The 25,551-nt window shown below is 70.0% G+C and carries 18 protein-coding genes; 8 read left to right on the top strand and 10 right to left on the bottom strand.

The genetic code is table 11. From position 1 onward, the window contains the following. Positions 1–72 precede the first annotated feature (72 nt). A complete protein-coding gene (locus tag ACFWM7_RS17630; RefSeq protein ID WP_383261388.1) occupies positions 73–1,176 on the bottom strand; it encodes an LCP family protein in 1,104 nt (367 codons plus the stop codon). Between the two features lie 585 nt (positions 1,177–1,761). Between ACFWM7_RS17630 and ACFWM7_RS17635 the strand changes: the two genes are divergently transcribed. The 4 genes from ACFWM7_RS17635 to ACFWM7_RS17650 are packed head-to-tail and all read left to right on the top strand — an operon-like array spanning position 1,762 to position 8,926. Continuing rightward, entirely contained in the window at positions 1,762–2,943 is a 1,182-nt protein-coding gene (locus ACFWM7_RS17635; protein ID WP_383261391.1) for a CDP-alcohol phosphatidyltransferase family protein, read from the top strand. Next, complete coding sequence (locus ACFWM7_RS17640) at positions 2,940–7,400, top strand: glycosyltransferase (RefSeq protein WP_383261394.1); 4,461 nt, start codon at positions 2,940–2,942, stop codon at positions 7,398–7,400. The genes ACFWM7_RS17635 and ACFWM7_RS17640 overlap by 4 nt, the downstream gene beginning before the upstream one ends. 42 nt (positions 7,401–7,442) lie before the next feature. Then, a complete protein-coding gene (locus ACFWM7_RS17645; protein WP_383261397.1) occupies positions 7,443–8,201 on the top strand; it encodes a rhamnogalacturonan acetylesterase in 759 nt (252 codons plus the stop codon). After that, positions 8,198–8,926 carry a hypothetical protein gene (locus ACFWM7_RS17650; protein ID WP_383261402.1) on the top strand — a complete coding sequence of 243 codons (729 nt, stop codon included), beginning with the start codon at positions 8,198–8,200 and terminating at the stop codon, positions 8,924–8,926. Before ACFWM7_RS17645 ends, ACFWM7_RS17650 begins: the two co-directional genes overlap by 4 nt. A 6-nt stretch (positions 8,927–8,932) precedes the next feature. On the opposite strand, the gene ACFWM7_RS17655 is transcribed toward ACFWM7_RS17650, so the two are convergent. Then, positions 8,933–10,564 (bottom strand): hypothetical protein, encoded by a 1,632-nt coding sequence (locus ACFWM7_RS17655; RefSeq protein ID WP_383261407.1) that lies wholly within the window; start codon positions 10,562–10,564, stop codon positions 8,933–8,935. Positions 10,565–11,015: 451 nt separating this feature from the next. On the opposite strand from ACFWM7_RS17655, the gene ACFWM7_RS17660 reads away from it, so the two are divergent. Then, on the top strand, positions 11,016–12,158 hold the full coding sequence (locus ACFWM7_RS17660) for a phosphodiester glycosidase family protein (protein WP_383261408.1): 1,143 nt from the start codon (positions 11,016–11,018) through the stop codon (positions 12,156–12,158). Positions 12,159–12,264: 106 nt separating this feature from the next. On the opposite strand, the gene ACFWM7_RS17665 is transcribed toward ACFWM7_RS17660, so the two are convergent. From ACFWM7_RS17665 to ACFWM7_RS17690, 6 genes are all read right to left on the bottom strand, one after another. Then, positions 12,265–14,394, bottom strand: coding sequence for a 3-hydroxyacyl-CoA dehydrogenase NAD-binding domain-containing protein (locus ACFWM7_RS17665; protein ID WP_383261414.1), 2,130 nt, complete (start codon positions 14,392–14,394; stop codon positions 12,265–12,267). Then, a complete protein-coding gene (locus ACFWM7_RS17670; RefSeq protein ID WP_383261416.1) occupies positions 14,391–15,635 on the bottom strand; it encodes a thiolase family protein in 1,245 nt (414 codons plus the stop codon). The genes ACFWM7_RS17665 and ACFWM7_RS17670 overlap by 4 nt, the downstream gene beginning before the upstream one ends. 133 nt (positions 15,636–15,768) lie before the next feature. Beyond that, positions 15,769–16,467 carry a ferritin-like domain-containing protein gene (locus tag ACFWM7_RS17675; protein WP_383261418.1) on the bottom strand — a complete coding sequence of 233 codons (699 nt, stop codon included), beginning with the start codon at positions 16,465–16,467 and terminating at the stop codon, positions 15,769–15,771. A 32-nt stretch (positions 16,468–16,499) separates the two neighbouring features. After that, entirely contained in the window at positions 16,500–17,774 is a 1,275-nt protein-coding gene (locus tag ACFWM7_RS17680; RefSeq protein ID WP_383261421.1) for an HRDC domain-containing protein, read from the bottom strand. A 114-nt stretch (positions 17,775–17,888) separates the two neighbouring features. Beyond that, entirely contained in the window at positions 17,889–18,551 is a 663-nt protein-coding gene (locus ACFWM7_RS17685; RefSeq protein ID WP_018491682.1) for a response regulator transcription factor, read from the bottom strand. 212 nt (positions 18,552–18,763) lie between these two features. Further along, complete coding sequence (locus ACFWM7_RS17690; protein ID WP_383261429.1) at positions 18,764–19,423, bottom strand: DUF3000 domain-containing protein; 660 nt, start codon at positions 19,421–19,423, stop codon at positions 18,764–18,766. Between the two features lie 92 nt (positions 19,424–19,515). Between ACFWM7_RS17690 and hemE the strand changes: the two genes are divergently transcribed. Next, positions 19,516–20,613 carry a uroporphyrinogen decarboxylase gene (hemE, locus tag ACFWM7_RS17695; RefSeq protein WP_383261432.1) on the top strand — a complete coding sequence of 366 codons (1,098 nt, stop codon included), beginning with the start codon at positions 19,516–19,518 and terminating at the stop codon, positions 20,611–20,613. A gap of 71 nt (positions 20,614–20,684) precedes the next feature. Here the strand turns inward: hemE and ACFWM7_RS17700 are convergent, their stop codons facing one another. Both ACFWM7_RS17700 and ACFWM7_RS17705 read right to left on the bottom strand, forming a co-directional pair. Next, a complete protein-coding gene (locus ACFWM7_RS17700) occupies positions 20,685–22,076 on the bottom strand; it encodes an FAD-dependent oxidoreductase (protein WP_383261434.1) in 1,392 nt (463 codons plus the stop codon). A 51-nt stretch (positions 22,077–22,127) separates the two neighbouring features. After that, a complete protein-coding gene (locus ACFWM7_RS17705) occupies positions 22,128–23,102 on the bottom strand; it encodes a DUF4349 domain-containing protein (protein WP_383261437.1) in 975 nt (324 codons plus the stop codon). A gap of 126 nt (positions 23,103–23,228) precedes the next feature. Between ACFWM7_RS17705 and hemG the strand changes: the two genes are divergently transcribed. Continuing rightward, positions 23,229–24,692, top strand: coding sequence for a protoporphyrinogen oxidase (hemG, locus tag ACFWM7_RS17710; protein ID WP_383261439.1), 1,464 nt, complete (start codon positions 23,229–23,231; stop codon positions 24,690–24,692). Positions 24,693–24,696: 4 nt separating this feature from the next. After that, positions 24,697–25,425 (top strand): hydrogen peroxide-dependent heme synthase, encoded by a 729-nt coding sequence (gene hemQ, locus ACFWM7_RS17715; RefSeq protein ID WP_383261441.1) that lies wholly within the window; start codon positions 24,697–24,699, stop codon positions 25,423–25,425. Positions 25,426–25,551 lie beyond the last annotated feature (126 nt).

Genomic DNA, 25,551 nt, shown 5'->3' on the forward strand with positions numbered 1-25,551 from the left:
CCTGCGTGGACTGCTTGACGGTCTGATCAGCACGACCATGTGCTGCGGCGGCCCCCGCCTACGGGGGTCCGCTCAGGAACCGCCACCGGTAGCGGGAGACTTCTTCGCGGACTCGGGAATCTCCTGGTCGGCGCGGAGGGCCTTCCACAATTGGGTGACCTGCGGCTCGGCGGCGACCACGCGGTTGGGGTCCTTGGTGTCATAGCGCACCGGCAGCATGATGGTCTCCATCGACGCCGGGTCGATGCCGTTCATGGAGCGGGCGAACTCGGCGAGCTTGGTCAGCGATGCGAGCTCCGAGTCGGTGGTCAGCGAGCCGGTCGCGGAATTCGCGATCTTGTACGCCTTGGTGGGGCTGCTGAGCAGGTCCTGCTTCTTGATCTCGCTGAGCAGCGCGAGCATGAACTGCTGCTGCAGCCCGATGCGCCCCAGGTCGCTGCCGTCACCGATGCCGTGCCGCGTCCTTACGAAGGCGAGCGACTGGGTTCCGGTCAGACGGTGGGCGCCCGCTTCGAGTTCGAGCCCGCTGGCCTTGTCGTGGATCGGCTCGTCGATGGTCACGGTGACCCCGCCGATCGCGTCCACCAGGTCCTTGAAGCCCGCGAAGTTGATCTCCATATAGTGGTCGATGCGAATCCCGGACATCTTCTCGACCGTCTTGACCACACAGCTCGGACCGGCCTGCGAGTAGACCGAGTTGAACATGACGCGGTCGGCGGCGGAGACGGACGAACCGTCGGCCTTGGTGCACTCGGGCCGGCTCACCAGCGTGTCGCGGGGGATGGAGACCGCGGTCGCCTTCGCGCGGCCCTCGGGTATGTGGACGACCATCGCGGTGTCGGAGCGGGCGCCGCTGACGTTGCCGCCGCCGCCCAGGTCCTTGTTCTCCGCACCGGCACGCGAGTCGGAGCCGAGGACGAGAAGGTTCTGACCGCTGGTGGGGAGCTTCTCCGGGCGGTCCTCGCCGAGCGCCTTGTTCAGGTCGACTCCGGTGATGTTGGAGTCCAGGCGGTGGTAGAGCCACCACGCTGTGCCACCCGCGAGCAGGAGGAGAGCCACCAGACTCCATCCGATCCACCGGCGTACGCGCTGTCCGCGAGTTCGTTCCCTGCCGCGTCTGCGGCCCCCGCCTTCACGGGTGGCGCGTCGGCCGTGCGTTGCGGTGGCTTCGCTCATACTGTTCGATTCCTCTGGCCCGGACGAAGGGCACACCGGACTGGTGTGCCACCTGGGGGGTGAATAGCCTCTTCCGCCTGCGCGTTGACGCGAGCTGGGGAAGTCCGTCCGTACGTCGAGAGATCGAACCGGGCCGTGGGGTGCGGCGGTCCGAGCTGCGCACGGTCACACGGCGTGGGGTGTCGCGATCGCCTCAATCGGACAGCCGTCCGAGAACTATAGACAGACTTCGCACCTACGGTCGGGTACGGAGAAACCTCTGCCCTGTGTCGATCATCACGTGATCGTAAGTTGTCACACTCGTGCTGCCGCATAAAAACTCCGCGAGGAGCGGGGCGGGTGGGTTGGTGAGCCGTCGGGAGTTGGTTAGCCGACTGTTCACCTTCCGTCACTCTCCGTTTCCAATGGTAATCGGATTGTGTGATTCTTTAAGATTCATTTAAGCTGCGCAGCGCTAGATGTGCGCAGTTGGTGAACGAACTGTGGGCATCCCGCCCCCAGCGACCGCGAGAGCGGCGCGTCGGGGCTGTGCTGGACGTCCACGGCTGAGGGGTTATGGGGAAGAGGAAGCTGTCTCTGCGAGCTGTGCAGAAGCTCACCTGCAAGAAGCGTGACGCCTGGTGGACCGTGCTCCTGGTCGATCCGGTCGCCACCAGGGTGCTCATCCGCATCGCGCGCTTCGGGTTCATCACCCCTAACGGCGTTACCTGGGCAGCCCTGTTCGTCGGCCTCGGCTCCGCGGGCTTCTTCCTCCGCGGTGACACCCAGTCGCTCATCATCGGAGCCGCGCTCTACCACGTCAGCTTCATCCTGGACTGCATCGACGGAAAGCTGGCCCGCCTCAAGGGGAACGGCACGGTCTTCGGTGGCTGGCTGGACTACGTCTTCGACCGCATCCGTGTCCTCTTCTGCGCGCTCGCCCTGATGGGCGGTCAGTACCTCCGCAGCGAGAGCGCCTGGTACCTGATCGCTGCCCTGGTCGTCGTCTTCCTCGACATGCTCCGGTACGTCGACGCCCTCCAGATCTACAAGATGCGCATGTCGATGCGTACGAAGATCGAGAAGCTCAAGGAGGCCAGGCGTGAGGCCGAGGACGCCGAGGAGCCGGGAGTCGTCTTCATGGAGGACCTTCTCCGGGAAAATCCCGGTGTCGAGGCCGACCTCCTCAAGCAGCAGGCCGAGAACGTCGTGGACCTGCACGCCCAGTTCCGCGACCGCTTCCCCTGGTACACACGGCTGCGCCAAGCGCTGCTGCGCAGCAGGATGCGGCCGCACCTCATCAGCGGCATCGAATTCCAGATGTTCATCTTCATCGTCGGTCCACTGATCGGCCAGATCCTGTGGGCCACCGCCGTCTCCGCGGTGCTGCTCGGCCTCTTCGAGCTGGTCATCATGTACAAGTTCTGGCTCTCCACCCGCGACTTCACCCGGGTGGTCGAGGAACTGGCCCCCGAGCCCCTCGTCGCCGTGGGCAGTGTCGCCAGCCATCTCCACGCCGGCCGTCACCGCAGGGGTGGCGACGAGCCCGCATACGACCCGGTGACCGTCGCGGGCGTACCGGTGGAGCAGCGCTTCCCCGCCCCGGAGCCGTACGAGGACCCGGGCTTCCAGCCGTACCCCGAACCCCGTCACGACGTGGGCTTTCGCTACGACGAGCAGGACGGACACGCCTCGCCGGGGGCCGGCTACGCCGCGGACCCGGTCTTCCACCCTCCCGGCCCGCATGCTGAGGTGCGCTGGGCGGAGGCCGAGGGGTGGCGGCGATGAGTACTCCCGCACCGGCCGACCAGTACCGCGTCTCCATCGTCATCGGCGCGTTCAACGCGAGCGCCACGCTCGGGCGCGCCCTGGACTCGGCGCTGCGTCAGACCCACCCGCAGGTCGAGGTGATCGTCGTCGACGACGCCTCCACCGACGGCACGCTCGCTGTCGCCCGGCAATACGCCGCCCGCGACGGGCGAGTACGCATCATCGGGCGCGAGAGCAACAGCGGCGGGGTCGGCGCACCCCGCAACAACGGCATCGCCGTGGCCACCGGTCAGTACCTGATGTTCCTCGACGCGGACGACGAACTGCCGCACAAGGCCTGCGAGTCGCTCCTCCAATCGGCGCTCGCCACCGGCGCCGAGATCACAGCGGGCCGCGCTTTGCGGGTCAACCTCGCCAAGGACGAGGTGACCGTCTGGCAGCCGCAGCTGTACGGCACCAGCCGGACCGTAGAGGGCGGCCTGCGTGCCATGCCCGAACTGTTCGACGACCCGATCGCCGCGGCCAAGCTCTACCGGCTGGACTTCCTGCTCGACCAGGGCATCCGCTTTCCGGAAGAGCTCTACTTCGAGGACACCTACTTCTCGACCGTCGCCTGGTACTGCGCACGGATGATCACCCTGCTCCCCGTCCCCGTCTATCGGTGGATCTGGGAGCGTGAGAGCGACGCCCCGTCCATCACCAACCGCCGGGGCGAACTGCGCAGCATCCGCGACCGCGTACTGGTGCACCAGTACGCCGACGCCTTTCTGCTGCGCAACGGCGCGCGGGACCTGCTGGCCCACAAGGCGGCGAAGTTCCTCTCGCACGACCTGCGGCTGTATACCCCCGAACTCCGGTCGGGTGACGCCCAGTTCCGGAAGGGGTTCGCCAACCTCGTCGCACCGTACCTGCAGTCCATGCCGCTCGATGTCTACGATCTCTGCGGACCGCTGGAGCGCGTCCGCGCGTTCACCATGATGCACGGCCGGGTCGACCTCGCCCTGACCGTCTCCGACTACACCCAGAGCCGCAGCGTGCTCAGCTCGGACCTGGTGGAGCGCGACGGGAGGGTCTACTGGTCGGCGGCATTGCTGGGCCGGCCGGACGCCGAACGGTTCCTGGACGTCACGGACCTCGACCTCAGCGACAACAGCCTCTCCGACGCCCGGCTGTTCAATCAGGCCACCCTGGTCGACATCCAGGGCGGCACCCTCCATGTGACCGGATGGATCCGCAACCAGTTCGGCCGGGTGGGACCGAAGGACAAGCTGGAGCTCACCGCGGTGTTGCGTCGCCGCAGCACCAAGGCGGACCACGTCTTCGACGTCAAGGGCATCGACGTCGACGAGGAGTTCATCCGCTACCACACCACTGTGGACCTGGACGCGACGCTCGGCACAGCTGGTCCCCCCGGCAACTGGAACCTCTTCGTGCAGATCAGGCACGGCGGGGAACGTGCCACCACCACCGTCGCTGTCACGGGCGTCGACATCGAGCAGCAGCGCTATCGCGGGCGCGACGGATCCTACGAGATCTACCGGACGATCAGCGGCAACCTCGCCCTGCGCCCGGAGACCAAGGAGACGCTGACCACCGATCACCCGCGCGGTACCCCGTGGCTGTGGTGGGAGGGCAAGCCCGCCCAGAGCCCCCCCGAGCGGTCGACGGAGTACGCCGCGTCGCTCGTGGTGCACTGCCACAACGACGAGTATCACCTCTACGAATTCCTCAGCTCGCTGCTGGCGCAGCGCGAGTTCGCCGCCACCCAGGTCATCCTGGTGGACGACGGCTCCACGGACGCCACGGCCGCACAGTTGGCCCAATTCTCCTCGTTCCACGCCAACGTCGAGGTGGTCAGCCAGATCGCCCTGGGGCAGCGCTCCAGCTACGACAACGGGCTGAGCCATGTCCGGGCGCCCTACGTGACGTTCGCCCGAGCCCAGGACGTCCTGGGCGAGAACTGCTTGGGCCGGCTGGTCGCCGCCGCACGCCGGGTCAAGGCCGACGTGGCGGTCGGGGACCTGGACAGTTTTCCCGGACCGCGCCGGTTCGGCGACGAGCCGTGGCAGCGCTACTTCGAGCGGGACGCCCCCCGGGCGGAGGGGCTCGACGACGCCCCGTACTTGATCTTCTCCACCGAGCTGGGCGGGAAACTGTTCAGGACGTCGCTGCTGCGCAAGCATGGTCTGCGCACCGGCCACGGGCCGGGCTTCGAGGGCGCCTGGCTCACCGTGCCCGCGGCATTGCTGGCGCGCACGGTGACCACCGCGCCGACCGCTGTCTTCTTCGAACGGGATCCCGAGCGACGGGATTCGCTCTTCGACCTGACATGGAACGACCCCGTCAAGACCGAGGAGCTGATCCGGCTCTGCCGACACGTCACCCAGCTGTCGCGACGGCTGAGTCCCCGGAACGCCAGGCTCGCGCTGCGCTTCGTGGTGCGCTCGATGCAGCCCCATCTGCGCAACATCCACCGGATCATGAGCCGCATGGAGATCGCCGGCATCTTCCCGGTGCTCTGCGACATCTATGCGCGGATACCCGATGAGCTGATCCTCACGTACGCGGCGGTCCCGATGGCCCGGCTCCAGCACCACGCCGTCCGCACCGGCGACTACGAGCTGTTCTGCGATCCGTACAGCAAGCCCGAGTACCGGCCGGATCTGCTGATCGACGACGCCGGCATGCACCGCCGCCTTGTCCGGGACCGCGTCGAGACCACCCTGCTGCGGGTGGAACGGCAGAAGGCGGTCCTGGAGACCCTCGTCGCCGACGGGGAGCACATCCGGTTCGAGGGACTCCTGGTGCTCGGTGGCGTCGACATCAGTGAGCTCTTCAGTAACCGCCTGGAACTCGTGCTGAGCGACGGAGCCGATGAGGTGCCCCTCACCGTCGAGCAGGTCTACCGGCGCGACCGCTGGCGGGCCCGTAAGGAACAGGACTGGTACGCAGGCTGGCGCGCGGTGGCCCGGCCCGGTGACCTGAGCCGCCTTTCCAACCGCGACCTCACGCTGCGGCTGCGGGTCCACGAGGGGGAGCGGCAGCAGGACGTGCCGGTGGAAGCCCGGCAGATGCTGCACCGGTTCAAGGGCGTACACCGCCTCGGGCGCGCCCGCATGCGCCTGACCATCGCCGCCGACGAGACCGTTACCCTCCGCCGCGTCAGCGGCGCTCTGCACAAGACGCGGTTCGCCCTCGGCCGGCTGCGGGAGGAGCTGCGCAACTCCCTTCCCGGCAGGAATGGTTGGCGTACCAGGCTGCTGTACTGGCTGATGTACCCGAAACTGCACGGCAAGGACATCTGGATCATCGGAGAGCGTGAGGACACCGCGCAGGACAACTCGTACCACCTGTTCAAGTGGATCAGGGAGAACGAACCCAGGCGCAAGGTCTACTACGCCATCAACGGTGACGCGCCGGACCGCCAGAAGATCGACCACCTGGGCCGGGTCATCGACCGGCTCTCGTGGAGGTACCGCGCCTATCTCCTGCACGCCACCCGGCTGATCAACGCCTACGACCTGGAGGCCTACCTCGGCTTCCCCGGTCTGTCCAAGCGAGCGTTCCTGCGGGGATACGGAGATCTGCTGCGCTACAAGCGGGTCTTCCTCCAGCACGGCGTGGTCTACAACGACGTCGTCCAGTCCATTCACGCCCAGGTCACCAACGTCGACATGGTGCTCACCACGGGGCGCAGCGAGCGTGCCTACTACGCGGAGCACTGCGGTTACGGATACGACCGGGTGGCGGCCACCGGGCTGCCGAGGTACGACGCGCTGACCCCGGCCCCCGGACCTCGCAAGATCCTCGTCATGCCCACGTGGCGGCGGGACATCGTGGCGCCCTCGTACAACAAGGCGGCCAAGCCCGAGACCCCGTTCGCCGCGTCCGAGTACTACCGGTTCTTCTCCGCCCTGTTGCGGGACGAGAGGCTGCTGGAGGCGCTCCAGTACTACGCGGTCGAGCTGGAGTTCATGCCGCACTACGAGATCCGGCCCTACTTGAAGCACTTCCGGATCGACCACCCGTCGATCACGGTCTCCTCGACCGGCCGCGACGTACAGCTGGCGATGCGGGAGTGTTCGATGCTCGTCACCGACTACTCATCGGTGTTCTTCGACGTCGCGTACATGGGCAAGCCGATCGTCTACACGAACTTCGACGACGAGGCGTTCTACAGCAAGCACTACAAGCGCGGCTACTTCGACCTCGCGCGGGACGGCTTCGGACCGGCGTGCGGCCGGGTCGACCAGGCGGTGGACGAGATCATCGCGTCGATCGCCCGCGACTTCCAGGTGGAGCCCGAGTACCGCCGCCGGGCCGAGGAGTTCTTCGTCCTGCGGGACACCAACAACTGTCGACGGGCCTTCGACGTGATCGACTCCATGGACGCCGCCGCGGGCGGCGACCCGGGGCGCATGTCGGCCCCGCTCGTCATGGGACGGCCCACCGATCACCAGAAGGAACGTGTTTAGGGGATGCGGCACTTGAGAGTCTTTCTGGCTGGTGACTCCAGCGTGACGAGCCGCCCGCGCAGCATGGCCCCGATGACCGGCTGGGGCCAGGTTCTCCAGATCTTCATCCAGAACGCCGAAGTGGTGAACGCCGCACGCGCCGGAGCCAGTTCACGCAGCTTCGTCGAGCGCGGCCGGCTCGACTGGATCCTGGAGAACATCGGGCCCGGCGATCTTCTGCTGATCTCGTTCGGACTGATCGACATGAAGCCCGGCGACGGGCGCTTCACCGAACCGTTCGGCGACTATCAGTGGTATCTGCGCAAGTACGTGCTCGGGGCGCGGGCGCGGGGAGCACATCCGGTGCTGGTGACCAGCCACGAGCGGCGCGTCTTCGACGATCACGGCAACATGCGTCGCCCACTCGGCCTCTACCCGATGGCCATGCGGGAAGTGGCGGCGGGCCTGTCCGTTCCGCTCATCGACCTCAACGCGTGGAGCGTCAACTGGTGGCGCCAGGCCGGTGCGGAGGGGACCAAGCGGCTCTTCCTCTACACGGAGCCCGGGGAGTACGCCAATTTCCCCGACGGGATCGCCGACAACACCCACCTCCGCGGTCACGGCGCGGTGGAGTGCGCGCGATTCGTGGCGGACGAGATGTGCGCCCAGGGTGTGCTCACCCCGGTCCACTTCCGGAACCTGGAGGCCAAGGTACCGGAGACCGCGGTGGAGTTCCTCGACGACGATGACTTCGAACGACTGACCAAGTCCCGGGTCGGCTCCGGCGCCGCATCCCAGGAGAGGAGAGAGGTGCTGCTGTGAACGACTGGTATCCGCTCGTACGAGCCTGGGTCGCCCACCCCCAGATGCCCCATATCGGCGGCACATTGGATCTGTTCTCCGATGTGGACCCGTCGCTGCCCCTCGTGCCGGGACAGGAGTTCGGCCTCGCACTGTCGGTGACGCCGGTCGGCGGCGCCTACCGTACCTACGGGTACCTGCTCGACGACCTGCTCGGCGATCACGCCACGATGGTGCGCCACCCGGGCATGAGTCACCTGAACAACGGGCGGTACGCCACGTACGCCGCAGGCACCGAACCGCGCACGGTCAACTGCGTCGTGCGGATCGCCGACGACGCCGCCGAGGGCAGTGTGCTGCTGCCTCGGGTGATCATCGGGCTGATGACGGTCCAGGGCGACAAGCTGATCCCCTCCACGGCGATCTCGGACGCGGGGTTCCGGGTGCGGCGCCATGTGCTGGCCGGACAGAGCATGACCCTGCGGCAGGGCGGGCGCGCGCTGCTTCCGGCCGGCCACAGCCCGGCGGAAGGGCTGCGGTTCGTCGGAGTGGGGATCGCCCGGTACGGGCTGCTGACTTGTACCGCCGACGGCGGCGTCACGTACGAGGCCGACCCCGAACACCTGGGATACGACCGCTTCGAACTCTGTTATGAGAATTCGCGCGGTCATCGGGTGTGGTCGGAAGTTACCGTGCATATCGGCGACTTCGGAGCTTCACCGGGTGCTGTCGCGGACCATTCCTGACCTCCGTCAGTTCAGTGTGACCGTACCGGCCTGGGCGGAGAAGAGAGAGCCGCCCGTACTCATGGACACGTGCACTTCGTAGTTCCCTGGACGCGCATTGGCGAGGTTGATCCCTTTGTAGCCCGAGGTGGCGAAGTAGGCAAAGTCATAATTACTGAAGTCGCCACGGCGGATATGCCCGCGGATGGCGGCGGGCTTACGTGACATGCCGAGCCGGAAAGAGTAGATGGACTGCTCGCCGCGCAGCACCAGGTAATAATTTGCGTGCCCGTGCTCGGCCGCCTCTATTCCGTGGACGAAGAACGTTCCTTCCACGTGGAACGTTCGCTCCTTGAGCCAGGTGTTCTCGACGGAGAAAGCCGTCTCCTGGGAGTACTGGCCAAGAATGGGGCGTCGTAGGAGTCGGACCTTGTGCTTGTCTCCGATCAGTGATATCTCGGTGCCTCCGAAAGGGCGCCGGATATCGAAGGGGCGGCGCGCCGAGAGGGGTGTGCGTCGGTCTATGCCTTCGGTAGGGCTCTGTATGCGTATCGATAGGTCGTATGCACCGGCTGGTATTTCGTTCACCAGGATCCCCTTGGGGCTCTCCGGTTCGAAACCACCGTCAGGATAGTCGCAGGCGAATCGGTCGAAATAGAGACTGTAGAGGTGTTTGGCCTCGGTCGAGGAGAGCGGGAACTCCCAATGGCGGTTGCCCGGACCCTCGGCTATCAGACTCTTCACCGGTCGCCCGACAGCGTGGGGCGGCTCGCCCGGAAGAAAGGCATGGCCGGTGAGGAGCAGCCCGGCACCGCGGATGTCCTGCTTGGTGAGCACGGCGACCATCTGGTCCGACTGGCGCAACTCGGCCAGATACTGGCCACGCTCCACCTCGTTGACCTGCGCATTTCCGTTCTCGATGAAGCCCAGCCGGGGCTCCGCACCCTCAGTCAGCGAGGCCAGTACACCGGTCACGAGCGGCAGGTTGTACCCGGACACCTCGCCGTGCTGACGCACCATCGCCGAGCGGGTACGGATGAAGTTGAAATTGGCGCACCCCCAGAACAGCTCCAGGTGCGGATGGATCTCCTTCGCGTACTGCTCATCGGCCTCGGAGGTGAAGAGGTAGATGTTGTGGCCCTGCCCGCCATAGGCGTTGACCAGGCCGGGGAGCGCTCCGTTCAGCGCGTCCACATGCTGCTGCGGCATTGTCTCGCCGAGCATGTAACGGCCCGTCTCTGCCCGATCGCGAACGTAGTCCCCGATCAGGAACTGGGGCACGACGGAGACGATGTTCCGGTATCCGTATTTCAATCCAAAATACATCGCCGCGCTGCCGCCCTTGGAAACGCCCAGGAGGCTGACCCGGTCGGGGGTGAGCCCGAGACCGGTCATGGTCCGCTCGATCAGACCCGCCACCGCCAACTCGATGCCGAAATCCATGTCCCGGCACAGGTAGTAGCTGTAATGGCCGTCGAAGTCGTCGCGAATCCAGAGGATATTGGCGCGCAGATCGTTCAGCGATTTACCCGCGAAATGATATCCGGCCGGTGCTGCGAAACCGGAGAAGATGACGATCAGATGCTGAGCGTCACCCTCGGCGGGGCGAAATCTGTACTCCACCGGGATCGGGCCGGAGGTGTCTGTGGCGGTCAGCACGCTCCGTCGGTCCGTGGCGGCGGGATTCGGTACGAGAGGAGGGATCGGAGATGCCATGGAGATACCCTTGCCTGCTCTCGTGTGATGTCGGACACGACGTTCCGTCGGGCTTTGGAGTCTATCCGGCTCAGGGGACGCCAGTCGAGTCGGAATATGTTTCCCAGGCTGTTCTGCGGGCATTGGGCGCTGATAGTGTCCACGCGGTCGAGGGGCGTTAGTGATGGGTGATTCCTCCACACCGGCGCGCCCTTTCTCCGGGCGGGTCGGACGGTGGGCCGAGAAGGGGCGACAGAGGGACATGAGCGGACGATGGCCGACCCGTGCGGCGGCGCCGGCCCTCGCGTCACTGCTGTTGGCCGCCTGCAGCGCCGGGGCGCCATCCGAGAGGCCCCGGGGATCCGGGCCGTCGGCTCCTGGGCCCGCCCCGACCGCCCAACGCCTGCCCGACGGAGTGACGTTCACACGAACGACCCGGACTCTCGACGACGGCGCCCCGCTGCGTCTCAGCGTCCTGACGGTGGCCCGCGACGCTCCCGTGCGGATCCGGGCCGAGCACGGCGACGGCGTCGCGCAGGTCGACACCGTGACCGCGCTGGCCCGCAGGGCGGGCGCCGCCGCAGCGGTCAACGGCACCTTCTTCGACGCCGAAGCCCCGCGCGACACCGGCGATCCGCTGGGTCTGTACGTCGCCGGGGGCACCCTGTTGAGCGAGGCGGCCAACGGCCGCACCGCTCTGGTCCTCCCGGCCCGCGACAAGCCCGCCCACATCACCGAACTGAGCTCCGTGAGCCGGGTCACCACGGACCACGGGGTGAGCCGGCCGGTGGACGGAACCAACCGGACGCCCGGCCGGGTCGTCGGGTGCGGAGGCACCGGTGGCGACCGGCTCGGCGGTATCGGGCCGCCGGTCACGGCTCCACGCCCCGCGCAGGTGTGCACGGACCAGGACGAACTCGTCGAGTTCACCACGGAATGGGGGGTATCCACACCCACCGGCGTCCGGGGCAGCGTCGAGGCCCTGCTCGATGCCCGATCCACCGTGACCGGTCTGCGCAGCCCTGCGGGCGGCTCCCTGCCCCAGGACGGCCGGAGCCTCATCGGCACCGGCTCCGCGGCCCACTGGCTCCGGGAAAACGCCCGGACCGGTCATGGCCTCACGGTGTCCGTCACCATGGCGGACCGGGAGGGGCGGGAGGTGCCCATCGAGGGATCCTCCGTACTCGGCGCGGGCCCGGCCCTCGTCCGCTCCGGCCGCATCATGATCAACGCCGCCGCCAACGGTGTCTCTGCCGGGGCGTCCGGCACCCGTGCCCCGCGCACCGTCGCTGGTATCCGTGCCGACGGTGCCCTGCTCCTGGTCGTCCTCGACGGGCGCAGACCGGGCGTCAGCGAGGGGGCGACGTTGATCGAGGCGGCGAGGGAAGTACGTGCGCTGGGCGCGGTCGAGGCCATGAACCTGGACGGCGGCGGCTCCAGCACGATGGTGGTGCGGGACCGGGTGATGAACAGCCCGTCGGACCCGGGCCGCACGGACGAGGACCGGCAGCGCGAGGTCTCGAACGCGATCGTCGTCGTGCCGGAACCGCACCGCTGAGCGGTCGGACCCGTCCGCGGCGAGCGATACGCGCGGAATCCCCCACGCCGGACGGGCCGTCCGGGAGTTCATTCCCGTACGGCCCGTCCGTTCGTCAAGCCGGGTGTTACGCCGGCACGCTCGCCACACCCTGCGCCAGGAACGGCTTGCCGTTCACCCGCTGGGAGACGCCCTCACGGTCCAGGTACGGCGTGATGCCGCCCAGGTGGAAGGGCCAGCCCGCGCCGGTGATCAGGCACAGGTCGATGTCCTGGGCCTCGGCCACGACGCCCTCGTCCAGCATCAGGCCGATCTCCTGCGCCACCGCGTCGAGCACGCGGTCGCGGGTCTGCTCCTCGGTGAGGACGGTGTCGCCCTGCTTGAGGAGGGCGGCGACCTCGGGGTCGAGGACCGGCGCGCCGGAATCGTAGACGTAGAAGCCGCGCTTGCCGGCCTTGACGACCGCCGCGAGGTTCTGCGAGACGGTGAAGCGCTCCGGGAAGGCGCGGTTCAGGGTCTCGGAGACGTGCAGGCCGATGGCCGGGCCGACCAGCTCCAGAAGGACCAGCGGCGACATCGGCAGGCCGAGCGGCTCGACGGCCTTCTCCGCGACCTCGACCGGCGTGCCCTCGTCGATGACGTTCTGGATCTCGCCCATGAAGCGGGTGAGGATGCGGTTGACGACGAACGCCGGGGCGTCCTTCACCAGGACCGCGGTCTTCTTCAGCTTGCGGGCCACACCGAACGCGGTGGCCAGCGAGGCGTCGTCGGTCTGCTCGCCGCGGACGATCTCCAGCAGCGGGAGGATCGCGACCGGGTTGAAGAAGTGGAAGCCGACGACCCGCTCCGGGTTCTTCAGCTTCGACGCCATCTCGGTCACCGACAGCGAGGAGGTGTTGGTGGCGAGGATCGCGTGCGCCGGGGCGACCGCCTCGACCTCCGCGAACACCTGCTGCTTGACGCCGATCTCCTCGAAGACGGCCTCGATGATGAAGTCCGCGTCCGCGAAGCCCTCGGCCTTGTCGAGGAGACCGGAGACCAGGCCCTTGAGGCGGTTGGCCTTGTCCTGGTTGATGCGGCCCTTGCCGAGCAGCTTCTCGATCTCGGCGTGGACGTAGCCCACGCCCTTGTCGACGCGCTCCTGGTCGATGTCCGTGAGGACGACCGGGACCTCAAGGCGGCGCAGGAACAGCAGCGCCAGCTGCGAGGCCATCAGGCCCGCGCCGACGACGCCGACCTTGGTGACCGGGCGGGCCAGGCTCTTGTCCGGGGCGCCGGCCGGGCGCTTGGCGCGCTTCTGCACCAGGTTGAAGGCGTAGATGCCGCTGCGCAGCTCGCCGCCCATGATCAGGTCCGCGAGCGCCTGGTCCTCGGCGTCGAAGCCGGCGGACAGGTCGCCGTCCTTCGCCGCCGCGATGATGTCCAGCGCGCGGTACGCCGCCGGGGCCGCGCCGTGCACCTTGGAGTCGGCGATGGCCCGGCCGCGGGCCACGGCCGCGTCCCAGCCCTCGCCGCGGTCGATCTCGGGACGCTCGACGGCCAGCTCGCCCTTGAGGACGGCCGCCGTCCAGATCAGCGACTGCTCCAGGAAGTCCGCGCCCTCGAAGATCGCGTCGGCGATCCCGAGCTCGAAGACCTGCTTGCCCTTGAGCTGACGGTTCTGGTTGAGCGAGTTCTCGATGATCACCGAGACCGCGCGGTCCGCGCCGATCAGGTTCGGGAGCAGCGCGCAGCCGCCCCAGCCGGGGACCAGACCGAGGAAGACCTCGGGCAGCGAGAACGCCGGGATCGCGGTGGAGACAGTGCGGTACGAGCAGTGCAGACCGACCTCGACACCGCCGCCCATCGCCGCGCCGTTGTAGTACGCGAACGTCGGGACCGCGAGGCCGGAGAGGCGGCGGAAGACGTCGTGGCCGCCCTTGCCGATCGCGAGCGCGTCCTCGTGGCGCCCGAGCAGCTCGACGCCCTTGAGGTCGGCGCCGACGGCGAAGATGAACGGCTTGCCGGTGATGCCGACGCCGGTGATGGTGCCGTCCGACGCCTCCTTCTCGACCTGGTCGATCGCGGCGTTCAGGTTCGCCAGCGACTGCGGTCCGAAGGTGGTCGGCTTGGTGTGGTCCAGGCCGTTGTCCAGCGTGATGAGCGCGAACCGCCCGGCACCGGACGGCAGGTCCAGGTGGCGTACGTGCGCCTGCGTGACGACCTCGCCGGGGAACAGCTCGGCCGCACCCTTCAGAAGCTCAGTGGTGGAGCTCACTTGCTGCCTCCGTCGAAATTCGGGTTCTCCCAGATGACCGTGGCGCCCATGCCGAAGCCGACGCACATCGTCGTCAGGCCGTAGCGGACCTCGGGCTGCTCCTCGAACTGCCGGGCCAGCTGCGTCATGAGCCGGACACCGGAGGAGGCGAGCGGGTGGCCGTACGCGATCGCGCCGCCGTACTGGTTCACGCGGGCGTCGTCGTCGGCGATGCCGTAGTGCTCCAGGAAGGCGAGCACCTGCACGGCGAACGCCTCGTTGATCTCGAAGAGACCGATGTCGGAGATCGAGAGACCGGCCTGGGCCAGCGCCTTCTCCGTCGCCGGGATCGGGCCGTAGCCCATGACCTCCGGCTCGACGCCCGCGAAGGCGTAGGAGACCAGGCGCATCTTGACCGGGAGGCCCAGCTCGCGGGCGACGTCCTCGGCGGCGAGCAGCGAGGCGGTGGCGCCGTCGTTGAGACCCGCGGCGTTACCGGCCGTCACCCGGCCGTGGGCGCGGAAGGGGGTCTTCAGACCGGCCAGGGACTCCATCGTGGTGCCCGGGCGCATCGGCTCGTCGGCGGTGACCAGTCCCCAGCCCGTCTCGCCCGCCGAGCCCGCGGCGGAGCCGCTGTCGACCGCTGCGGTGCGGCGCACCGAGACCGGTACCAGGTCCTGCTGGATCTTGCCGTTGGCGTACGCCTTGGCGGCCTTCTCCTGCGAACGCACCGCGTACTCGTCGGCGCGCTGCTTGGTGATCGTGGGGTAGCGGTCGTGCAGGTTCTCCGCCGTCATGCCCATGAACAGGGCGGACTCGTCGACCAGCTTCTCCGACACGAAGCGCGGGTTCGGGTCGACGCCCTCGCCCATCGGGTGGCGGCCCATGTGCTCGACGCCACCGGCCACGACGACGTCGTACGCGCCGAAGGCGATGGAACCGGCCGTCGAGGTGACGGCGGTCAGCGCGCCCGCGCACATGCGGTCGATCGAGTAGCCGGGGACGGACTGCGGCAGACCGGCCAGGATTCCGGCGGTACGGCCCAGCGTCAGGCCCTGGTCCCCGATCTGCGTGGTCGCGGCGATGGCGACCTCGTCGATCTTCTTGGGGTCCAGGTCCGGGTTGCGGCGCAGCAGCTCCCGGATGGCCTTCACGACGAGGTCGTCGGCGCGGGTCTCGTGGTAGATGCCCTTCGGGCCCGCTTTGCCGAACGGGGTGCGGACGCCGTCGACGAAGACGACGTCCCGGATGGTACGAGGCACGGTGGCTCTCCTCCAGGGTGCGGGATGGCACTGCTGCGGGGCACGCCACGGGGGCGCACCGCCTGCCATCATGCTACTTGCGGGTAACCAGACTGCCCACCCCCCGGGGCCGGAGCGTCGAAGGTCACACCGCTCACCGCATGGTCGCAGCGATCGGCCCCGAGGACCGGACCACCTCACGGACGAACCGGAACCGCCCCACTCCCAGCCGCCGCAGCGCCGGCCCGTGGTCCACGGCCACCACCAGCGAGGCCACGGTCAAGGCGGCCCGCCACCCGGAGGTCACCAGGACACGGACCGGCGGCGGCAGCGGACGCAGGCCCCGGCGCAGGCGGTGGCAGTGGAAGGGCACGTGCCGCTCCTCGTCGATGAGGATCCGCCCCGCCACCTCCCGCGACAGCGCGTCGCCGGCCCCGTCCCGCAGCGCCCGGTAGTACCGCAGCGCCACCACCTCCGCGATCATCAGGACCAGCAGTTCGAGGCGGAGCCCCAGCGCCCGGCGCAGCGTCACGAAGACCCGGTCGCTCCAGTGCGAGGCGATCACCGGCGCGCCGCCCGAGGCCAGCAGAAGCGCGAGCAACCTGGCGTGATTTCGCTCCTCCGCGACGAACATCCGCACCGCCGACGCGTACTCCGCGTCACCGGCCGCCTCCGCTTCGGTGATCAGCTCGGCCCCGTCGCCGTCCTCGCCGACCTGGAAACGCTGCACGCTGCGCCGGACAGCGGGGTGCAGCTTCACCCCGGTCCGCCAGTCCGGATCGCCCAGCTCCGCCCGCTCGTCCCGCGCCGCCTCGAAGTCGCGTATCCAGTCGCCGTACGCCGTGGTGTCCACGCCCGCCCCCCGGTGTCTGCTCCTCGCGGGTGTCAGACGGTGGCGTCCAGCGCCCGGACCAGGAGCGGGGCGACCTGCTGGATCTGCCAGTTCCGCGCCCCGTACCCGGCGAGGGTGTCCTCGACGGCGCCCGGGGTCGGGTTCTTCGGCGGCTCCCAGCAGACCCGGCGCACCGTGTCCGGGGTGATCAGGTTCTCCTGGGGCATGTGCAGGCGCTCCGCCAGCTCGGAGACGGCCGTGCGGGCGGCCGAGAGCCGGGCGGCGGCGGCCGGGTCCTTGTCGGCCCAGGAGCGTGGCGGGGGCGGTCCGGCCGGCTGCTGACCGGGCTGCGGGAGCGCCGACTCGGGCAGCGCCTTGGCCCGCTCCACGGCCGCCTGCCACTGCTCCAGCTGACGGCGTCCCATGCGGTGGCCGAATCCCGGCAGCGCGGTCAGGGCCTGCACGTCGACCGGCAGCGCGAGCGCGGCCTCGACGATCGCGGCGTCGCCGAGGACCTTGCCCGGCGAGACGTCGCGGCGCTGGGCGACCTGGTCACGGGTGGTCCACAGCTCCCGGACGACGGCCATCTGACGGCGGCGGCGCACCTTGTGCATGCCCGACGTGCGGCGCCAGGGGTCCTTGCGGGGCGGGGCCGGCGGCGCGGCGGCGATGGCGTCGAACTCCTCGCGGGCCCACTCCAGCTTCCCCTGCCGCTCCAGCTCCTCCTCCAGCGCGTCGCGCAGGTCGATCAGGAGCTCCACGTCGAGCGCGGCGTAGCGCAGCCAGGGCTCGGGCAGTGGGCGGGTGGACCAGTCGACCGCGGAGTGGCCCTTCTCCAGGGCGTATCCGAGGACGTTCTCCACCATCGCGCCGAGGCCGACGCGCGGGAAGCCCGCGAGCCGCCCCGCAAGCTCGGTGTCGAACAGCGAGGTGGGGGTCATGCCTATGTCCCGCAGGCACGGCAGGTCCTGGGTCGCCGCGTGCAGGATCCACTCGGTGCCGCTCAGCGCGGAGCCGAGGCCGGAGAGGTCGGGGCAGCCGACCGGGTCGACCAGGGCGCTGCCCGCGCCCTCGCGGCGCAGCTGTACGAGGTAGGCGCGCTGGCCGTAGCGATAACCCGAGGCGCGCTCGGCGTCGACGGCCACCGGGCCGCTGCCGGCGGCGAAGGCGGCGATCACCCGGGCGAGGGCGTCGTCGGACGTCACCACCGGGGGAATGCCCTCGCGTGGCTCCAGCAAGGGGATCGGCGCCGGGGCGACGTCGGCCGGGGGAGCGCCCCCGGTGGTTCGCAGTGAAGTGTCTGCTGCGGTCTCTTGGGCGTCGGTCACGTGTCAAGGGTATCTGTGTATGCACGGAGCCCGTCGACGGAACGTTCCGTCGACGGGCGGCCATGCACGTATTCCAGCCGGAGACGCATCGGTGCACGTCCCGGCGGGGTGCGGTCAGTGGATGATGCCCGTCCGCAGGGCGACCGCGACCATGCCGGCGCGGTCTCCGGTGCCGAGCTTGCGGGCGATGCGGGCGAGGTGGGACTTGACGGTCAGGGCGGAGAGGCCCATCGAGACGCCGATGGCCTTGTTGGACTGGCCTTCGGCGACCAGGCGGAGCACCTCCACCTCACGTCCGGACAGTTCGCGGTAGCCGCCCGGGTGGCTCGGGGAACCGGGAGGCCTGCGGTGCATACGGGCCGCGTTGGCGCCGATGGGGGCGACGCCGGGGCGGCCGGGGTGACCGATGTTGGTTCGGGTGCCGGTGACGACGTAGCCCTTCACGCCGCCCGCGAGGGCGTTGCGAACGGCGCCGATGTCGTCGGCGGCGGAGAGGGCGAGACCGTTGGGCCAGCCTGCGGCGCGGGTCTCGGACAGCAGGGTCAGCCCGGAACCGTCGGGCAGGTGGACGTCGGCAATGCAGATGTCGCGCGGGTTGCCGACGCGGGGACGTGCCTCCGCGATGGACGACGCCTCGATGACGTCACGTACTCCGAGGGCCCACAGATGGCGGGTGACGGTGGAACGGACGCGCGGGTCGGCCACGACGACCATGGCCGTCGGCTTGTTCGGGCGGTAGGCGACCAGGCTTGCGGGCTGCTCAAGGAGAACGGACACCAGGCCTCCTGGGGGGAGTGGCGGGACGGGCCGGCTCGGGGGATGAAGCCGGGGGCGAACCGTGCTTGAAGGGTCATTGACCTCTTCGGCAGCGGACCCGTCCTCCTTTAGGGGAAGATCACGATTTGGTGAGTAACAATTCGGGCAAATAGGACGCGCGATCGATTGTACGAAGAGGGATCCGGCGCTTGTGCGATACGGGTGACGGAGTGTTACGAAACCTGCGGCCCGCGCCGCTGCGGCAGCGTCACCACCGCCGCGTCCGCCGGATCCGACGGGGGCAGCCCCGCGATCTGGCACAGCAGATCGCCCCAGGCCATCAGGTGTGACGCGGTGTCCGGGATGCCGCCGCGCCACTCCCTTGGCGTCCACGAGGCGCGGATCTCGATCTGCGTCGCCGGACGGCGCGCGGACAGCGCGCCGAAGTAGTGCGATCCGGCGCGTGTCACCGTCCCGCCGGCCTCTCCGTACGCCAGGCCCCGCGCGTCGAGCGCACCCGTCAGCCAGGACCAGCACACCTCCGGCAGGAGCGGGTCCGCCGCCATCTCCGGCTCCAGCTCCGCCCGCACCAGCGTCACCAGCCGGAACGCGCCCTGCCAGGCGTCGTGCCCCGCCGGATCGTGCAGCAGGACCAGTCTGCCGTCCGCGAGATCGTCCTCGCCGTCCACCACCGCCGCCTCCAGGGCGTATGCGTGCGGAGCCAGGCGCTGGGGCGGCCGGGTCGCCTCCACCTCCAGCTCCGGGCGCAGCCGCGCGGAGCGCAGCGCGTCGACCGCCGCCAGGAACGGGGGCGGTACGGAAGGACCCTCCGCACGGTCCTCGCTGTCAACGCCGTCGGAATGATCGGAAAATTGTCCCTGAGCCGGAGCCATGCGGGGAAGAGTAGGCGGAAGGCGGGCCGCGCGCAGGGAGAGACACCCGTGCGGGGCCGGGCTCCTTCGGCACGCGTGCGAAGATTTGGTGCGTGAGTGCCAACGACAGCCCTTCGGGCCAGCAGACGACGACCTCCGCCAGCCTCGACGCGGTCCGCAACGCCACCCACGACTCGGCGTTCCTCAAGGCCTGCCGGCGCGAACCGGTGCCGCACACGCCGGTCTGGTTCATGCGCCAGGCGGGACGCTCGCTGCCCGAGTACCTGAAGGTCCGCGAGGGCATCGCGATGCTCGACTCCTGCATGATGCCGGAGCTGGTCGCCGAGATCACCCTGCAGCCCGTACGCCGCCACAAGGTCGACGCCGCGATCTACTTCAGCGACATCGTCGTGCCCCTGAAGGCCATCGGCATCGACCTCGACATCAAGCCCGGCGTCGGCCCCGTCATCGCCGAGCCGATCCGCACCCGCGCCGACCTGGCCCGGCTGCGCGACCTGACCCCCGAGGACGTCCCGTACGTCACCGAGGCCATCGGGCTGCTCACCGCCGAGCTGGGCGCCACCCCGCTCATCGGCTTCGCCGGGGCCCCCTTCACGCTGGCCAGCTACCTCGTCGAGGGCGGCCCCTCACGCAACCACGAGCGCACCAAGGCCATGATGTACGGCGACCCGCAGCTCTGGGCCGACCTCGTGGACCGGCTCGCGGAGATCACCGGCGCCTTCCTCAAGGTGCAGATCGAGGCCGGCGCCTCCGCCGTCCAGCTCTTCGACTCCTGGGTCGGCGCGCTGGCCCCCGCCGACTACCGCCGCGCGGTGCTCCCCGCCTCCGCGAAGGTCTTCGACGCCGTCGCCCCCTACGGCGTCCCCCGCATCCACTTCGGCGTCGGCACCGGCGAACTGCTGGGCCTGATGGGCGAGGCCGGCGCGGACGTCGTCGGCGTCGACTGGCGCGTCCCGCTGGACGAGGCAGCCCGCCGCGTCGGCCCCGGCAAGGCGCTCCAGGGCAACCTCGACCCGGCGGTGCTCTTCGCGCCGACCCCGGCCGTCGAGGAGAAGACCCGCGAGGTGCTGGACGCCGCCGCCGGTCTGGAAAGCCACATCTTCAACCTGGGCCACGGCGTCATGCCGAACATGGACCCGGACGCGCTCACCCGCCTCGTGGGCTACGTCCACGAGCAGACCGCGCGCTGAAGCACTGCACGTACGGGGCGGGCAGCACCGCACGTACGGGGGCCGGCCCGGAGCCTGCCCCCGTACGGCGCTCAGCTCGCCGCGCCCCGCACCGCCGCCACCGTCTTGCGCGCGGCGACCAGCACCGGATCCCAGACCGGTGAGAACGGCGGGGCGTAGCCCAGGTCGAGCGCCGTCATCTGCTCCACCGTCATCCCGGCCGTGAGCGCCACCGCCGCCACGTCCACCCGCTTCGCCGACCCCTCACGGCCCACGATCTGCACCCCGAGCAGCCGGCCCGTACGCAGCTCCGCGATCATCTTCACCGTCATCGGCTTCGCCCCCGGGTAGTACCCGGCCCGCTGCGTCGACTCGATGGTCGCCGTGACGTACTTCAGCCCGACCGCGCGGGCGTCCTTCTCCCGCAGCCCGGTCCGGGCGATCTCCAGGTCGCAGACCTTGCTCACCGCCGTACCGACCACGCCCGGGAACGTGCCGTAACCGCCCCCGACGTTGGAGCCGATCACCTGGCCGTGCTTGTTGGCGTGGGTGCCGAGCGCGATGTGCCGGGTGCGGCCCGCCACCAGGTCCAGGACCTCCACGCAGTCGCCGCCCGCCCAGATGTTCTCGTGGCCCCTCACCCGCATCGCCAGGTCCGTGAGCAGCCCGCCGTGCGGGCCGACCGGCAGCCCCGCCTCGCGCGCCAGTCCCGTCTCCGGCTCGACGCCGATGCCGAGGACCACCACGTCCGCCGGATACGTCCCCGCGTCCGTCGCCACCTCGGTGACCCGGCCGTCCGGGCCGGTGAGGATCTTGGTCACGGCCGCCCCGTTGACCGTGGTGATGCCGAGACCGTCCATCGCATCGTGGACGAGCCGCCCCATGTCCGCGTCGAGCGTCGCCATCGGCTGCTCGCCCCGGTTGAGGACGGTCACCTCGAAGCCCCGCTTGAGCATCGCCTCGGCCATCTCGACGCCGATGTACCCCGCGCCCACCACGACCGCCCGCCGGGGCCGTTCGTCGGAGCCGAGCGCGTCCAGCGAGTCCAGCAGCGCCTGCCCGTCGCCCAGGGTCTGAACCCCGTGCACCCCCGCCGCGTCCATGCCGGGCAGCGCCGGGCGCACCGGACGGGCACCGGTGGCGATCACCAGCTTGTCGAAGCCCGTCCAGTACGTCCGCCCGCTCTCCCGGTCCAGCGCCTTGACCCGCCGCCCCGCCACGTCCAGCTCGGTCACCTCGGTCCGCATCCGCAGATCGATGTCCCGCTCCCGGTGCTCCTCGGGGGTGCGGGCGATCAGGTCGTCACGCTGCTCGACGTCGCCGCTCACCCAGTACGGGATGCCGCAGGCGGAGTACGAGGTGAAGTGGGAGCGCTCGAAGGCGACGACCTCCAGCGCGCCCGGCCCCTTCAGCCTGCGGGCCTGGGACGCGGCGGACATGCCCGCCGCGTCCCCTCCGATGACCACCAGTCGCTCCGCTGTCATGTCCGGATCCCTTTCGCCGTGCCGGCCGTCAAGGAGCCCACGCTACGGCGCTCAGGGGGCCGGGGTGTCCTGGGCCTCCTTGCGGGGCGCGGCCGGGACCTCGCGGGCCTCCCGCCGGGCGCGCACCACGCGCCACACGACGACCGCCAGGGCCGCGGTGAGCAGGAACGGGAACGCCGCCCCGAACGCCACCGCGATCCACCGCAGCGTCGTCACGAACGCGTCCCAGCCACCGCCCAGCGCGTCCAGGAACCCGGGATCGTCCTCCTTCTCCCCGTCGTCGCCCGGGGCGTCCGGCGGCGTCAGGTCCAGGGTGATCGTCGCCAGCGAGGTGCGGTCCTTCAAGCTCGCCTGCTGGGCCAGCAACGACTCCAGGTCGGCCTGACGGCTGCTCAGCTCGCCCTCCAGGGCCACCACATCGCTGATCCTCTCCGCCTTGTCCATCAGCTCCCGCACCCGCGCCACGCTCGCGCGCTGGGTGGAGATCCGGCTGTCCACGTCGACCACCTGGCCGGTGACGTCCTTGGCGTTCGAGGTGCGCGACAGCAGCTTCCCGGAGCCGGCCAGCTCCCGCAGCACCTCCTGGAACCGCTCCTGCGGCACCCGCAGCACCAGATGCGAGGTCTCGTAGGTGTCGTCGAGCCGCTCGGCGTTCTCCGACGCCACCAGACCGCCCGCGCCCTCCGCCGCGCCCCGCGCGGCGGCCACGGCCCTCGGCACGCTCTTCACCTCGACGGACAGCGTGGCCGTACGGATGACGTGCGAGACGCCCGGCTTCGGCTCCGCCTCCTTCCCGGCCGCCTTCCCGTCCGCCTGCTCGTCGGGGGCGGCAGGGGCCGCCGCCCCTCCGTCACCGTCCGCGAACCCCTCGCGCGGCGCGGACTTGCCGTCCGCCTTCGCACCGCTTCCCGCCGAGTCGCCCGACGCCCCGCAGCCGCCGACGGCGAGCAGGAGGCCGAGCGTCCCGGCCACGAGCGCCGCACGTGCGCCGACGAGAGATCGCCCGCTCTTGCTTTGCCTGTGCATAACTGGTCCCCCCAGGACGGTTGTTGATGGTGACCGTTCGACGCCGGGGCCCCCGGACCGGTTGCCGCCCACCGGTTTCGAAGTGGTCACGGCCAGGACGCGGTACGGGTTTGAGAGAGTGGACCCATGCAGCGTTCTCAACAGCGTGCGGAAACGCCCCCGGGCCACGTCGTCGTCATCGGCGGCGGCATCGCCGGCCTGGCCGCCGCCCACCGCCTGGTCGCCACCGGAGTGCGGGTCACCCTCCTGGAGGCCACGGACCGGCTCGGCGGCAAGCTCATGACCGGCGAGATCGCGGGCGCCCAGGTCGACCTGGGGGCCGAGTCAATGCTCGCCCGGCGCCCCGAGGCGGTCGCCCTGGCCGGGGCGGTGGGCCTCGCCGACCGCCTCCAGCCGCCCGCCACCGCCACCGCGTCGCTCTGGACGCGCGACGCGCTGCGCCCCATGCCCAAGGGGCACGTCATGGGCGTTCCCGGCGACCCGGCGGTCCTCGGCGAGGTGCTGTCGCCCGAGGGCCTGGCCCGGATCGCCGAGGAGCGCGACCTCACCCCGACCCCCGTCGGCGAGGACGTCGCGGTCGGCGCGTACGTCGCCGACCGGCTCGGCCGCGAGGTCGTGGACCGGCTGGTGGAGCCCCTCCTCGGCGGCGTCTACGCGGGTGACGCCTACCGGATCTCGATGCGCGCCGCCGTACCCCAGCTCTTCGAAGCGGTGAAGGAGGGCGGCCCGCTGCTGGAGGCCGTGGGCCGCATCCAGGAGCGCGCGGCGGCCCAGCAGCAGACCGGCCCCGTCTTCCAGGGCATCGCGGGCGGCATCGGCACCCTCCCGGCCGCCGTGGGCGACGCCGTCCGGGCCGGCGGCGGCGAGATCCGCACCGAGACCCCCGTCCTCGGCCTCACCCGTACGGAAGCGGGCTGGGCCGTCCGCACCGACACCGGGGTGATCACCGCCGACGGCATCGTCCTGGCCACCCCCGCCTGGTCCGCCGGCGCCCTGCTGGCCGCCGAGTCCCCGGCCGCCTCCGCCGAGCTGTCCGGCGTCGAGTACGCCTCGATGGCCCTGGTCACCCTCGCCTTCCGGCGTACCGACATCGAGGCGTACGAGACCCTGCGCGGCCGCTCCGGCTTCCTGGTGCCGCCGGTCGACGGGCACACGATCAAGGCGTCCACGTTCTCCAGCAACAAGTGGCAGTGGGTCGCCGACGCCGCCCCCGACCTGTTCGTGCTCCGCGCCTCCGTGGGCCGGTACGGCGAGGAGGGCCACCTCCACCGCGAGGACGAGGAACTCGTCGCCGTCTCCCTGCGCGACCTCGCCGCCGCCACCGGACTCACCGCCCGGCCCGTCGACAACGAGGTCACCCGCTGGATCGGCGGCCTGCCGCAGTACCCGGTCGGCCACCTCGCCCGGGTCGCCCGGATCCGCGACGAGGTCGCCAAGCTGCCCGCCCTGCGGGTCTGCGGCGCGGTCTACGACGGGGTCGGCATCCCCGCCTGCATCGCGAGCGCGCACCGGGCGGCCGACGAGATCACGAAGGAGATCATCGCCACGCCGACCCGGGTTCGGGGCACGGGGAGCGAGGCGGGACAATAGCCGTATGAGTGCTCCTGAGACTGTGACATCCAGCAAGAGTCCGAACGCCGGCAAGAAGGCCAAGGACCTCAACGAGGTCATCCGCTACACCCTGTGGTCGGTCTTCAAACTGCGCGACGTGCTCCCGCTGGACCGCGCCGGTTACGCCGACGAGGTCCAGGAGCTGTTCGACCAGCTCGCGGCCAAGGACATCACCGTCCGCGGCACTTACGACGTGTCCGGTCTGCGGGCCGACGCCGACCTCATGATCTGGTGGCACGCCGAGACCTCGGACGAGCTCCAGGAGGCGTACAACCTCTTCCGGCGCACCAAGCTCGGCCGCGCCCTCGACCCGGTCTGGTCGAACATGGCGCTGCACCGCCCGGCCGAGTTCAACAAGTCGCACGTCCCGGCGTTCATCGCCGACGAGACGCCGCGCGACTACGTCAGCGTCTACCCCTTCGTCCGGTCCTACGACTGGTACCTGTTGCCCGACGAGGACCGCCGCCGCATGCTCGCGGACCACGGCAAGATGGCCCGGGGCTACCCGGACGTCCGCGCCAACACCGTCGCCTCGTTCTCGCTGGGCGACTACGAGTGGATCCTCGCCTTCGAGGCGGACGAGCTGCACCGCATCGTCGACCTGATGCGTCACCTGCGCGCTTCCGAGGCACGGCTCCACGTGCGCGAGGAGGTCCCGTTCTACACGGGCCGCAGGAAGAGCGTCGCAGACCTGGTGGCCGGGCTCGCATAACCAGCGAGTCCCGCACCACCCCAACCCGGAAGATCAGAGGGACGGGCACCGGGCACCGACCGTGCCGCCCGCCCCTCCAGCGACACCGGGTTCGGCTTCGGGGGCCGTCGCACCGTGCAGGTGCGG

This window comes from Streptomyces sp. NPDC058375 (assembly GCF_042723425.1).
Lineage (GTDB): Bacteria > Actinomycetota > Actinomycetes > Streptomycetales > Streptomycetaceae > Streptomyces > Streptomyces durocortorensis.

What these genes read in the sequence shown, in the direction of transcription:
- ACFWM7_RS17630 (WP_383261388.1), bottom strand. Translation starts at nt 1,176, where the DNA reads ATGAGCGAAGCCACCGCAACGCACGGCCGACGCGCCACCCGTGAAGGC.
- ACFWM7_RS17640 (WP_383261394.1), top strand. Translation starts at nt 2,940, where the DNA reads ATGAGTACTCCCGCACCGGCCGACCAGTACCGCGTCTCCATCGTCATC.
- ACFWM7_RS17690 (WP_383261429.1), bottom strand. Translation starts at nt 19,423, where the DNA reads ATGGCTCCGGCTCAGGGACAATTTTCCGATCATTCCGACGGCGTTGAC.
- ACFWM7_RS17700 (WP_383261434.1), bottom strand. Translation starts at nt 22,076, where the DNA reads ATGACAGCGGAGCGACTGGTGGTCATCGGAGGGGACGCGGCGGGCATG.
- ACFWM7_RS17705 (WP_383261437.1), bottom strand. Translation starts at nt 23,102, where the DNA reads ATGCACAGGCAAAGCAAGAGCGGGCGATCTCTCGTCGGCGCACGTGCG.
- hemG (WP_383261439.1), top strand. Translation starts at nt 23,229, where the DNA reads ATGCAGCGTTCTCAACAGCGTGCGGAAACGCCCCCGGGCCACGTCGTC.
- hemQ (WP_383261441.1), top strand. Translation starts at nt 24,697, where the DNA reads ATGAGTGCTCCTGAGACTGTGACATCCAGCAAGAGTCCGAACGCCGGC.